The following is a 12,022-nucleotide window of genomic DNA, read 5'->3' as shown; positions in this document are numbered from 1 at the left end:
CCGGTAGGTCAGTCGGCGTCGGGCAGGTTCTCCGGGTGCAGCATCTCGGCGTAGCGCAGCGGCTCCGGGATGCCAAAGCCGTCGACCAGCGTCCGGGTGTGCGGGCGAAGGGCCCGGCACCGGTCGTTGATGCCGCGGGTGACCGCCTTGGCCCGCCCGGTCGACAGGTAGCCGTGCTCGATGTACCAGGCCTTGTCGTCTTCGATCACCGACAGCGCATACAGGTCGCAGAGGATCTCCAATAGCTCACGGGCCGCTTCGTTTTCGCAGCCGTCGATGCCGGCGACGAAGGCTTCCAACACGATTCGGTCGATGTGTGCGCTCGCCGCGTGCAGCACGTGATCCTGCACGGCGTTGAAGGCGTCGAACTCCGACATCTCCTTGGACTTGCCCTGTAGCCGCCGCGCGACCGACGACAGCAGGTATTGCTCGCGCTCTTCGAACATGTTGACCTGGGTGCCGCGGTTGAACAGGCTGGCCTCTTCTTTGCTGTCCTGGCGGGCGTCGATGATCGTCTGCATGATCGCTTCGGCCGCAGTGCGTTTCATCACGCGCTCGCCGACGGTGTTGGCGGCGAACCGTACCCAGTCGACGGGGCTCATGCTCTTGATGTCGTCGGCGTAGGCGGTCAGCAGTTCCTTGGCCACCAGCTGGGTCAGCACGTGGTTGTCGCCCTCGAAGGTGGTGAACACGTCGGTGTCAACGCGCAGGGCGATCAGCCGGTTCTCGGCCATGTAGCCGGCGCCGCCGCAGGCTTCGGGCCTTCGACGCGTGCCAGGTGTTGGCCGTCTTTAGTCCGGCCGCGCGCGATTCCAGCTCGCGCTGTTCCTCCGCGTCGGGAAAGTCCGACGTCTGCAGGTCGTGGCACTTGGACACCAGCTCGTTCTGGGCGAACTGCAGCGCGTATGACTTGGCTATCAACGGAAACAGCCGCCGCTGGTGCACCAAGTAGTCCATGATCAGGACCTCGCCGTCGCCGTCGGAAGCGCTGAATTGCTTGCGTTGCAACGCATATCGAGTAGCGATGTCCAATGCGACGCGAGCGGCGTTACCCGCGCTGCCGCCGACCGTGACCCGGCCGCGGATCAGCGTGCCGATCATCGTGAAGAACCGCCGGTTCGCATTCTCGATCGGGGAGCTATAGGTGCCGTCGGGCGCGACGTCGCCGTACTTGTTGAGCAGGTTCACCCGCGGGACGCGGACCTTGTCGAACATGATGCGGCCGTTGTCCACTCCGGGCAGGCCACCCTTGTAATGACAGTCCGACGTGGTCACCCCGGGCAGGTCGTTGCCATCGGCGTCGCGAATCGGCACCAGCACGCAGTGCACGCCGTGGTTGACCGGCTCGCCGTCCACGGTGGTGATCAGCTGCGCGAAAACCGACGCCACCGTTGCGGTCTCGGCGGCCCCGCCGATGTAATCCTTGCGGGAGGACGGCGTGGGGGAATCGATGACGAACTCCTCGGTTTCGGCATCGTAGGTCGCCGTCGTCTCCAGCGCCTGCACGTCGCTGCCGTGCCCGGTTTCCGTCATCGCGAAGCACCCGCGCAGCTCGAGGTTGATGAGCTTTTTCACATACGGCTCGTGGTGGCGCTCGGTGCCCAGGTTCTCGACGGCGCCACCGAACAGGCCCCACTGCACTCCGGCCTTGACCATCAGGGATAGATCCGACATCGCGAGCATCTCGATCATCGTGATCGTGGCGCCGACGTCGCCGGTGCCGCCGTGCTCCTTGCGGAAGCCTTCGTCGGGGATGCCCGCGGCGGCGATGAGCTTCATTTGCTCGAGCACTTTGGCGCCGGCCAGGACGGTGTTCGGCGTGTAGTGCGGACGGAACTGATCCTGGGTCAGCCATCCCGCGTGTGGTTCTTCGCGTCGCGGAAACGTCCGTCCAACGCGTTGCGCAGGTGTGCGGCGATGGTTGTCGTGTCTGGCGCCATAACCGACGGTAACGTGCCATCCCCGCCACGGGAATAAACCGCAGGTGTCGATCGCGTGGCGGGGAGATCAGCCGTGCGGGCGCGCGGGATGCGATTAGATGTCGTCATGTCCCAGCCCGACACCCCATCCCAGAACCCGGCGTTGGACGTCGGGCACACCCATCCCGATGTCAGCGGCGGCTGGCTGCGCGCGGCCACCTTCGGCGCGATGGACGGCCTGGTCAGCAACAGCGCCCTGATCGCCGGTGTGGCCGCCGGCGAGAGCGCCCACACCACGCTGGTCAGCGGTATCGCCGGTCTGCTGGCCGGCGCGTTCTCGATGGCACTGGGCGAATACTCGTCGGTGACCACGTCCAACGAGCAGATCGATTCCGAGGCCTACGTCGAACGGCGCGCCCTGCGCTGCCGACCGAAGGCCGAGCGGGCCGAGCTGGTCGACATGCTCGTCGAGATGGGCATGAGCGAGAAAACGGCGGCCACGGCGACCGACGAGATCCACAAGGACGAGAACCGGGCCGTCAGTTTCCATCTCGTGCAGGAGATCGGCCTGGATCCCGCCGAGAAGCCGTCGGCGCGGCTGGCGGCGCTGGCGTCCTTCTTCATGTTCGCGATCGGGGCAATCGTTCCGCTGATCCCATACCTGCTCGGATACGGGTCGTTGCCGGTCGGCCTGGCGTGTGGTGCGGTCGGGCTGTTGATCGCGGGCGGCCTGACCGCCCGCTATACGCGCAAGCCGGTGTGGTGGGCGGCGACCCGGCAACTGTTGTTCGGCGGGGTCGCCGTGGCCGCCACCTACCTGCTGGGTCTGCTGGTGGCGGCAGTCATTTGATGCCGGGGCGGCTGCTCGCGCTGGCCGGGTTCTGCATCGCCTGGCTGCTCGCCGGTTGCGAGGCGGCGCGCCCGTCGGCTCCGCCGAGCCCGCCGCGCCCGGTGCTGGCCTATCTCGGTCAGGCGCAGGTCGAGTTTGGCACCACCTTCGCGGACACGGTGATCGGCGGTTTGTCCGCACTCAGCTACGACCCCGAGCGTCAGCTCTATTACGTGATCAGCGACGACCGTTCGGAAAGAAATCCGGCCCGGTTCTACACCGTGCAATTGTCGTTGTCGGACAAGGAGATTGGCGGCGTTATCTTCACCGCGACCCGTCCGCTGCTGGATCGGTCGGGGCAGCCGTTTCGGCCGCAGGCGCTGAACACCACGCCGCCGGTGGTGCCGCCCGACCCGGAAGGCATCGCGTTCGACCGCGCCCGGCAACGGCTGTATTGGAGTTCGGAAGGCGAGCGGCTGACCGAGGGCCCGGTGCTGCTGGACCCCTGGGTGCGGACCGCGGGACTCGACGGCGCCTACCTGGGCCAGTTCACCTTGCCGTCCAACCTGGCCATGTCCGCCCAGCAGACCGGACCGCGGCGCAACCGGGCGCTGGAGGGAGTGACGCTGACCCCCGACGGTCGGTCGGTGTTCGCCGCGATGGAGGACCCGGGTTACAACGACGGTCCCGAGACGGGCGACGGGCACCGGGTGTTGACCCGGTTCACAAATTCGACGTCGCCACCGGAATGCCGACCGCGCAATACGCCTACCCGATGGAACCGCCCACGCCGCCCGCCGACGAGAACGGCGTCTCGGATCTGGTCGCGCTGACGGATACGTCGTTTCTGGTGATCGAGCGGACCGATTCGATGCCGCAGACCATCCGTGTCTACCGGGCCGAGATCGGTTCTGCCACAAACGTATTGGACATGCCGTCGCTGACGGATGTGACGCTGACACCGATGGTCAAGTCGTTGGCCGTGGACATGACCGCGACGCCGGGCCTGTCACCGCTGGGCAACGTCGAGGGCATCACGCTGGGGCCGAAATTGGCCGACGGCCGGCAGCCGGTCGTCTTTGTCAGCGACAACAACTTTTCACCGCGGGGGATCACTCAGTTCCTGCTGTTCGCGATGTAGTCGCCGCAGGTGCCGGCGGCCGCAGCCGGTACCGGGCAAACCCGGCCCACAGCGCACCGAACACGGCAAGCACGATGACGTCGAACATCCACCAGCCCGCATAGTGCGTCCACACCAAAATGTCGGCGGCCTGGCCGTCGACCCGGTGCAAGTCGACGGTCGAGGCGGATGCCGCGAATCCCCACTGGGCCGGGACGAACCAGGAGATCTGGTCGTAGCCCCAGGTGCCGACCAGCGTGATCAGGCCGCCGGCGAACAGTGCCGACGCCAGGATCACCGGCACTGCCAGCAGCAGAACCTCCCGCAGCGACTTGCCCAGCGCCGAGAGCGCCAGTCCGACGATCGCCGAGACGATGGCCGTCAGCGCCACGCTGACGAACAGCTCGACGGTCGCGTTCTGCAGCAGCACGGCGCCGCGCACCGGCCGGCCCTTGTCGGCGACGACCATGGCGAACAGGGCCGCGGTCAGGATGGCCGCGGCCGCGCTGGCGACGAGGATCTTGGCGGCCAGATAGGCGGACGTCGACAGCCCGACGGCTTGCTCGCGCCGGAACACGCGCCGCTCGCCGACCAGTTCGCGAATGGTCAGCGCGGTGCCCACCAGCACGGCGGAGAAATTGAGCGCGGCCAGGATCTCGACGGCTTCGTGCGGGTTGTGGCTCGTCAGGCCGGGCCGACCCAGGCCGGAGTCGCCGGGAATCAGCAGGGTCAGCGCCGCCAATGCGAACGGCAGCACCACCAAGAACAAGGTGTAGACGGGGTCGGCGACGAGCAGCCGCGCTTGGCGCCGCGCCACCAACCAGGCTTGCCGGGTCAGGCTGAGTGATCGTTGCAGCGGCCAGGGTGCCGCGACCTCGGGCGGTTCCGAGGGACTTTGTCGTGCGCTGAACGCCTCGGCGCTTACCCGTGCCAGGGCTTCGGACCAGTCGGCGGTGCCCAGCGCGGACTCGATCTGCAGGGGCGCCCCGGCGAAGGCCAGCGTCCCGGTCGCCGTCAGCAGCAGAACCTGGTCGCAGCTGGTCAGGTGGGCCGGCGACGTGGTGGCCACCACGACGACACAGCCGAGGTCGGCCTGCCGTCGCAGCACCGCCATCACCCGTGCTTCCTGCTCGGCGTCCAGCCCGATGCCGGGTTGGTCGACCACCAGCAGGCTGGGTCGGGTGATCAGTTCGATCGCCACCGACGCGCAGCGGCGCAGCTCCGGCGGCAGCTTGCCGATGCGGGTGGCGCGGTGCGGGGTCAGTTCCAGCTCCTCGAGCACCTGGTCGACCACCCGTTGGCGATGCTCGGGCGGGGTGTCCGGGGGCAGCCGCAGCTCGGCGGCGTAGCTCAGGGCGCGTTCGACGGTCAGCCGCCGGTGCATGCGTTCCTCGCGCCCGACGATCCCGATGCGGGTGTGCATGGCCTCGGGTTCGGCGTAGACGTCGTGGTTGTCGACGGTGACCTGCCCGGTGCCGGGTGCCCGGCTGCCCGAGAGGATCTCGAGCAGCGCCGAATTACGGGCGGCCGACGGGCCGACGATCGTGGTCAGTGTGGCCGGACGCGCGGTGAAGGACACCTCCGCGAGCACCTCGTGCCCGTCGGCGGTGAGTCCCAGCCGGTAGGCGTTGACGCCGACCGTGCGGGCACCGGTCGCCAGCGGCAACCGGTAGGTCGTGCTCGGCTCTTCGGTGCGAAAACTGGTGGTGGTGTCCGGACGGGCGGCGCGCAGCTTTCGTGTCGTCATCCGCTCGATCAATCCGCGGCCTTTGGGCGGTTGCGGCGGTGCGACCGGCGGTTCCGCGGGCGGTGGCGCAGGTACGGCGGGCGCGGGCGGGGGCGGTGCCGCAGGTACGGCGGTTGCGGGAGGCGGTGGTGCTGGCGGCATCGGCGGCATTAGAGGTGGTGGCGGCGGTCCGGTCGGCGGAAGGGGGCGCTCGACCGTCGGCTGTCGCGAGGGCGTGATCCGCATGCGCTGGGTTTCCCGCTGCGTCGGCATCGGCGGCGGGGGTTGGTTCGGCGGGACCGGCGGCGGTGGTATCGGCGGCCGCTGCCCAGGCGGTGGCGGCGGGTAGGGCAGGCGTTGCGGGGGACCGGGCGGCGGCCCCGGCGGGCCGGCTGGCGCGCCAAGCCGAAACACCAGTCGTGGCCCGCGCTGCGGATCACCCAGCGCGATCGCCTGGCCGTCGCGGATGTCGACCGTCGCAACCCGGGCCCCGTCGACGAAGATGCCGCCGCGACTTCGGTCGATGGCAACCCAGCGCGCTTCGGCAAAGTGCAGCAGCAGATCGGGCTGCGGCGTCGGCGGGGGCGGGGCGGAGAAGCCCAGGCGGTCCAGCGGGATGTCGCACCAGTCGCCGTAGGCCACGATCACGTCGCGGCCCGGGGCAACGACATACCTCCTCGAGCCGACGAAGACAGTGAGCAATGGGGCTGGGAACGCGGAAGCCACTGACTAAGTGTCTACCTGGCGGCGGGCGTCGACCGAGAAGGGCCGGTCACAGTGTGTTGCGGCGGCGCGGTGTCGCCGCGGCATTGTCGAGCAGCCGGCGCAGCACCCGGACCGCCTCGGTCAGCACTTCGCGGTCGGCCGGCTCGAGCATCGCCAGTTGCGGTTCGATCGCGGCGGCGCGGTCGGCCCGAAGGGCGTTCAGGGTGCGTCGCCCTTCGGCGGTGATGCGGATCCGGACCGCACGGGCATCCCCGGGATCGACGGTCCGGCTAACCAGGCCGGCGTCCTCGAGCCGACGTACCTGGGTGGTCATCGTGGGTTGAGAACAGTGATCGACCGCCGCAAGGTCGCCGATGCGCGCTTCTCCGTGCATTTCGACAGTGGCGAGAAGTCTGGCCTGTGCCGCAGGAAGTGGCATTTGGATGCGTTGCGTAGCCAGTCGGTTCAGCCGCGCGACCACAGCGAGCAGGTCTGCGCCCAGCCCCTGCTGCGGCGCGCCGTTTGCGGTGTCGACAACGTTGTCCATGTATCCATGCTTGCATAGCTTTGCTATGCGAGACCAACGGCTGTCACCGTGCGCAGAATTGTCACGGGTCAGCAAAGAGCCGCCATCGCGAGGGCACACCCGGTACCGGCCTGGCACAATCGAGAAAGTGACCGCGCGCCCGCTTCGGCACAGTACGAAAGGTCCGCTGCAGCCGAACGAATTAGCTCAGGCCGCGGTGATGGGGGCGCTCTGTTCGGTGACCGCAATCATCGCCGCGGTCATCCCGTTCGCTCAGGGCTTCGGGGTGCTGGGCACGGTGCCCATGGGGCTGCTCGCCTACCGCTTCCGTCCTCGGGTGCTGATCGCCTCGGCCGTCGCCGCGGCGGTCATCGCCTTCCTGATCTCCGGGTTGGGCAGTTCCGCGATGGTCGTCGACGCCGCCTGGGTCGGGGGGATCTGCGGCATCGTCAAACGCAAGGGCCGGGGTGTACCCACGGTGATCCTGTCCTCGCTGGCCGCCGGATTGGCCTGGGGTTCGGCCTGGGTCGCCGTATTCGCGGTGCTGACTCGGTTGCGGCAGTTGATCTTTGGCGTGCTGACCGCGAACGTCGACGGTGTCGCCGCATTCCTGCGCTGGGTGCATCTGCCGAACGTCGCCGAGACCTTGAAGCGCTACGTCGCCGAGGGGCTGCAGTACTGGCCGTGGCTGGTGTTGCCCTACTTGGTTTTCGTGGTCGTGGTCGTGACGCTGATCGGCTGGTCGGCGCTGTCTCGGCTGCTGGAGCGGATGGGCGACATCCCCGATGTGCACAAGCTGGATCCACCCGACACCGAAGCGGCGGCGGATGCCCGGATCGGCCCGGTGCCGGTGCGACTGGAGCGGGTGCGGTTCCGCTACCCCAGGGCCGCTCAAGACGCACTGCCCGAGGTCAGCTTGGAAGTCCGGGGCGGCGAGCACGTCGCGGTCACCGGCGCCAACGGCTCCGGCAAGACGACGTTGATGCTGATCCTGGCCGGCCGGCGACCGACCTCGGGAACCGTACATCGGCCCGGCACAGTGGGTTTGGGCGAGCTCGGCGGCACCGCACTCGTCCTGCAACACCCGAAGAGCCAAGTGCTGGGCACCCGGGTCGCCGACGACGTGGTGTGGGGTTTGCCGCCGGACGCCACGGTCGACGTGCATCGGTTGCTGCGTGAGGTCGGGCTCGAGGACCTCGCCGAAAGCGACACGGCAAGTCTGTCCGGCGGGCAGTTGCAACGCCTGGCACTCGCCGCGGCACTGGCCCGGGAACCCGCACTGCTCATCGCAGACGAGGTCACCTCCATGATCGATCAGCAGGGCCGCGATGCCTTGCTGGGCGTGATGTCGGGACTGAGCAAGCGGCACCGGACGGCCCTGGTGCACATCACCCACTTCGACAACGAGGCCGCCACCGCCGACCGCATGATCAACCTCAGTGAGTCGGCCGACAACACCCGCGCGGGAAACACCGACGCGCCGTTGCCCACTGCGGTGGCGGCCCGGCGGCACGACGCGGGAGCCATCGAACTCGCCGGCGTCGGGCACGAATATGCCAGTGGCACACCGTGGGCCAAGATCGCCCTGCGCGACGTCAACTTCGTCGCCGAGCAGGGCGACGGTGTCTTGATCCATGGCGACAACGGGTCGGGCAAGTCGACGCTGGGCTGGATCATGGCCGGGTTGACCGTCCCCACCACCGGCTCCTGCCTGATCGACGGCGAACCCACTCATGAGCATGTGGGCGTGGTCGCGTTGGCGTTCCAGTCGGCCCGCCTGCAGTTGATGCGCAGCCACGTCGACCTGGAAGTAGCTTCGGCAGCAGGCTTTTCGCCCGACGACGAAGCCCGGGTGGCCGCGGCTTTGGGTCTGGTCGGGTTGCAGCCCGCGTTGGCCCGACGGCGCATCGACCAGCTCAGCGGTGGCCAGATGCGTCGGGTCGTGCTGGCCGGACTGCTGGCGCGCTCACCGCGCGCGCTGATCCTCGACGAACCTTTGGCCGGATTGGATGTCGCCAGCCAACGCGGCCTGCTGAAGCTGCTGGACCGGTTGCGCCGTGAACAGGGTCTGACCCTGGTAATCATCTCACATGACAGCGTCGGCCTGGACGGGATCTGCCCGCGCACCCTGCATCTGCGCGACGGAGTGCTGGAATCGGTGCCGACCAGGACGGGAGGCGTGGCATGAGCGCGACCGAGTCACCGGCCAAGGCCCAGACGAAGCGTCCTTCTCGCCCGGTGGTGCTGTTGGTTCCGGTGCCCGGAAATACCGCGATGCACAAGTTGTGGGCCGGCACCAAGATTCTGGTCGTCGTCGGCACCGCCGTACTGCTGACCTTCAATCCGGGCTGGGTGACCATCGGACTGCTCGGCGGCCTGACGGTGGCGGCGGTGCGGCTCGCGCACATTCCCCGCGGTGCGCTGCCCACGATGCCACGCTGGCTGTGGCTCGTCATCGTGCTGGGCTTTGTGACGGCCGCGCTGGCCGGCGGTAGTCCGGTGGTGTCGGTGGGCGGGCTGCACGTCGGCCTGGGCGGATCGCTGCACTTCCTGAGGATGACCGCGCTGACGATCCTGCTGCTCACCCTCGGGGCGATCGTGTCCTGGACGACAAACGTCGCCGAAATCGGGCCCGCACTGGCAACTTTGGGCCGGCCGCTGAAGATATTCCGGATCCCGGTCGACGAATGGGCGGCGGCGTTGGCCCTCGCGTTGCGCGCCTTCCCGATGTTGATCGAGGAATTCCAGGTGCTCTACGCCGCCCGCCGGCTGCGCCCCAAGGAGGCGCCGCCCACGCGCCGGGCCCGGCGCCAGCAGCAGGGCCGTGAACTGATCGACCTGCTCGCGACGGCCATGGTCGTGACGTTGCGGCGCGCCGATGAGATGGGCGATGCGATCACCGCCCGCGGCGGGGCGGGCCAGCTGTCGGCCTCCCCGGCCCGGCCCAAACCGACGGACTGGGTGACCCTGGCCCTCTTCGTCGCGGCCGGCGCAGCCTCGGTGGTGGTCGAGACGATGCTGCATATCACCCCGATTTAACGGGCTTCGCGTAGCGTAAGCGCGTGACCGAGATCCAGCGCACCCGCATCATTGCCGCTCGCGTGCAAGAAGTCTGGGACGTGCTGGCGGACTTCGGGGCCATCGTTTCGTGGGCGGACAACGTCGACCACTCGTGCATCCTGTGCTCGGGCCCCGGCTGAGCGGTGGTCGGCACGACGCGGCGAGTCCAAGTCAAACGCGACACCCTCGTCGAGCGCATCACCGAGTTCGACCCGCCGCACACGCTCGCCTACGACATCGAGGGCCTGCCCCGCTGCTGCGCCGGGTGGCCAACCGCTGGACACTCGCGGCGAACTCGGCCGATTCGGTGACCGTGCGATTGACCACCACGGTCGACATCGGGCCTCGCCTACCGCAACGGCTTGCCGAGCGTCTTGTGTGTCAAGTCGTTGCGCGACAGTCCGATTCGATGCTCGCCGGGCTCGCTAACCGATTGGAGAACGCACGTGTCTGACCGCCCCGACATCGTCATCGTGATGACCGACGAGGAACGCGCGATACCGCCGTACGAGGCCCCCGAGGTGCTCGCCTGGCGTGATCGAATACTGCAGGGGCGCAAGTGGTTCGACGACCATGGCGTGAGTTTCGGCCGACACTACACCGGTTCGCTCGCCTGCGTTCTCAGCCGCCCGACCATCTTCACGGGGCAGTATCCGGACTTGCACGGGGTGACCTAGACCGACGGCATGGGGAAGACGGCCGAGGATTCCCGCATGCGCTGGCTGCGCGCGGGCGAGGTTCCCACCCTGGGCAACTGGTTCCGCGCGGCCGGATACGACACGCACTACGACGGCAAGTGGCACATCTCGCATGCGGATCTGATCGACCCCGACACCGGGCGTCCGCTGGCGACCAACGACGACGACGGCGTCGTCGACCCGGCCGCGGTGCAGCGCTACCTTGACGCGGATCCGCTTGGCCCGTATGGGTTTTCCGGCTGGGTCGGCCCGGAGCCGCACGGCGCGCCGTTGGCCAACGCCGGTGTTCGCCGCGATCCGCTGATCGCCGATCGCGTCGTCGCGTGGCTCACCGACCGGTACGCCCGCCGCCGTGCCGGTGACCCCGCCGCGCTGCGCCCCTTCCTACTGGTCGCCAGCTTCGTCAACCCGCACGACATCGTGTTATTCCCGGGCTGGGCGCGCCGCAGTCCCGTGCAGCCGTCGCCGCTGGACCCGCCGCCGGTGCCCGCGGCGCCCACCGCCGACGAAGACCTTTCGACCAAGCTCGCCGCGCAGATCGCGTACCGCGAGTCCTACTACTCCGCCTACGGGCCGGCGCGCGTAATCCACCGGACGTACGGGCGCAATGCGCAGCGCTACCGCGACCTCTACTATCGCCTGCACGCCGAGGTCGACGCCCCGATCGACCGCGTCCGCAAGGCCGTCACCGAGGGAGGCTCCGAAAACGCCGTCCTGGTGCGCACGGCCGACCACGGCGATCTGCTCGGCGCCGCGGGTGTCGACGTCGAGGAGGTCGCTGCCACTCTCGCCGAGTCGTTCTCCGAAGTGCACGCGCTGCCGGGCCGCGATCTCATGCCGGTGGTGGACGGGGCGCCCGTCGACGACACGCGAGCCGTCTACATCATGACTCGCGACAGCGTCCTGTACGGCGACAACGGCGCCTCGTTCCCGGCGCGCGTGCTGAAGTTGGGCGCGAATCCGCCCGCGCCGCTGCGTATCCGCGTGCCGGCGCACACCGCGTCCAATTTCGAGGGCCTGGTGGTCCGGGTCGACGAGGCCGGCGGTGCGGGGCATTTGTGGAAGCTGGTGCGCAGCTTCGACGATCCGGGTACCTGGACCGAGCCGGGTGTTCGCCATCTGGCCGCCAATGGCCTTGGGGGAGAGGAATATCGGACCTCGCCGCTCGACGACCAGTGGGAGCTCTACGACCTGACCGTCGACCCGATCGAAGCCGTCAACCGCTGGACGGATCCCGACCTGCACGACCTCCGTCAGCACCTGCGCATGCAGCTGAAACAGGCCCGGGCGAATTCGGTGCCGGAGCGAAACCGGCCGTGGCCCTACGCAACTCGCCAGCCCCGGCCCGCGCGCCGCCGCATTCTTGGGTTCAGGCCGCGAGCGTAACCTTCGAGCCGCCAAGACGTTCGAGCCAAGACGTTCGAGCCGCGAGCGTAAAC

Annotated in this window: 7 protein-coding genes and 3 pseudogenes; 7 read left to right on the top strand and 3 right to left on the bottom strand. The window is 68.6% G+C overall.

The genetic code is table 11. The annotated features are described in order from the left end of the window. Positions 1 to 8 precede the first annotated feature (8 nt). Positions 9 to 1,940, bottom strand: a pseudogene (locus tag T428_RS29805) (acyl-CoA dehydrogenase family protein). Between the two features lie 106 nt (positions 1,941 to 2,046). Between T428_RS29805 and T428_RS0120400 the strand changes: the two are divergent. The 3 genes from T428_RS0120400 to T428_RS34965 are packed head-to-tail and all read left to right on the top strand — an operon-like array spanning position 2,047 to position 3,889. Then, complete coding sequence (locus T428_RS0120400) at positions 2,047 to 2,769, top strand: VIT1/CCC1 transporter family protein (RefSeq protein ID WP_025737943.1); 723 nt, start codon at positions 2,047 to 2,049, stop codon at positions 2,767 to 2,769. After that, positions 2,769 to 3,581 carry an esterase-like activity of phytase family protein gene (locus T428_RS29800; RefSeq protein ID WP_245605007.1) on the top strand — a complete coding sequence of 271 codons (813 nt, stop codon included), beginning with the start codon at positions 2,769 to 2,771 and terminating at the stop codon, positions 3,579 to 3,581. Before T428_RS0120400 ends, T428_RS29800 begins: the two co-directional genes overlap by 1 nt. Beyond that, positions 3,524 to 3,889 carry an esterase-like activity of phytase family protein gene (locus T428_RS34965; RefSeq protein WP_245605006.1) on the top strand — a complete coding sequence of 122 codons (366 nt, stop codon included), beginning with the start codon at positions 3,524 to 3,526 and terminating at the stop codon, positions 3,887 to 3,889. Before T428_RS29800 ends, T428_RS34965 begins: the two co-directional genes overlap by 58 nt. Here T428_RS34965 and T428_RS0120390 read toward each other — a convergent pair. Both T428_RS0120390 and T428_RS0120385 read right to left on the bottom strand, forming a co-directional pair. Further along, complete coding sequence (locus T428_RS0120390; RefSeq protein ID WP_051465296.1) at positions 3,861 to 6,320, bottom strand: ATP-binding cassette domain-containing protein; 2,460 nt, start codon at positions 6,318 to 6,320, stop codon at positions 3,861 to 3,863. The genes T428_RS34965 and T428_RS0120390 overlap by 29 nt on opposite strands. A gap of 46 nt (positions 6,321 to 6,366) precedes the next feature. Next, positions 6,367 to 6,846, bottom strand: coding sequence for a MarR family winged helix-turn-helix transcriptional regulator (locus tag T428_RS0120385; RefSeq protein WP_025737941.1), 480 nt, complete (start codon positions 6,844 to 6,846; stop codon positions 6,367 to 6,369). A 199-nt stretch (positions 6,847 to 7,045) separates the two neighbouring features. On the opposite strand from T428_RS0120385, the gene T428_RS0120380 reads away from it, so the two are divergent. The 4 genes and pseudogenes from T428_RS0120380 to T428_RS29790 all read left to right on the top strand — a co-directional run bounded on the left by T428_RS0120380 (position 7,046) and on the right by T428_RS29790 (position 11,969). Beyond that, entirely contained in the window at positions 7,046 to 9,013 is a 1,968-nt protein-coding gene (locus tag T428_RS0120380; RefSeq protein ID WP_025737940.1) for an ATP-binding cassette domain-containing protein, read from the top strand. Beyond that, positions 9,010 to 9,864, top strand: a complete 855-nt coding sequence (locus T428_RS0120375; RefSeq protein ID WP_025737939.1) for a CbiQ family ECF transporter T component — start codon at positions 9,010 to 9,012, stop codon at positions 9,862 to 9,864. Before T428_RS0120380 ends, T428_RS0120375 begins: the two co-directional genes overlap by 4 nt. Before the next feature lie 23 nt (positions 9,865 to 9,887). Continuing rightward, a pseudogene (locus tag T428_RS29795) lies at positions 9,888 to 10,339 on the top strand (SRPBCC family protein). Next, positions 10,332 to 11,969, top strand: a pseudogene (locus tag T428_RS29790) (sulfatase-like hydrolase/transferase). The pseudogenes T428_RS29795 and T428_RS29790 overlap by 8 nt, the downstream one beginning before the upstream one ends. The last annotated feature ends 53 nt before the right edge of the window (positions 11,970 to 12,022 follow it).

Origin of the sequence: Mycobacterium genavense ATCC 51234, from assembly GCF_000526915.1 — a bacterium.
Taxonomy (GTDB): Bacteria; Actinomycetota; Actinomycetes; order Mycobacteriales; family Mycobacteriaceae; genus Mycobacterium; species Mycobacterium genavense.
Note: the sequence above shows the minus strand (reverse complement) of the source record. Positions and strands in the feature narration are given on the sequence as shown.

Coding starts and splice junctions, on each gene's coding strand:
- T428_RS0120400 (WP_025737943.1), top strand. CDS start 2,047: ATGTCCCAGCCCGACACCCCATCCCAGAACCCGGCGTTGGACGTCGGG.
- T428_RS29800 (WP_245605007.1), top strand. CDS start 2,769: ATGCCGGGGCGGCTGCTCGCGCTGGCCGGGTTCTGCATCGCCTGGCTG.
- T428_RS34965 (WP_245605006.1), top strand. CDS start 3,524: ATGGAACCGCCCACGCCGCCCGCCGACGAGAACGGCGTCTCGGATCTG.
- T428_RS0120385 (WP_025737941.1), bottom strand. CDS start 6,846: ATGGACAACGTTGTCGACACCGCAAACGGCGCGCCGCAGCAGGGGCTG.
- T428_RS0120380 (WP_025737940.1), top strand. CDS start 7,046: ATGGGGGCGCTCTGTTCGGTGACCGCAATCATCGCCGCGGTCATCCCG.
- T428_RS0120375 (WP_025737939.1), top strand. CDS start 9,010: ATGAGCGCGACCGAGTCACCGGCCAAGGCCCAGACGAAGCGTCCTTCT.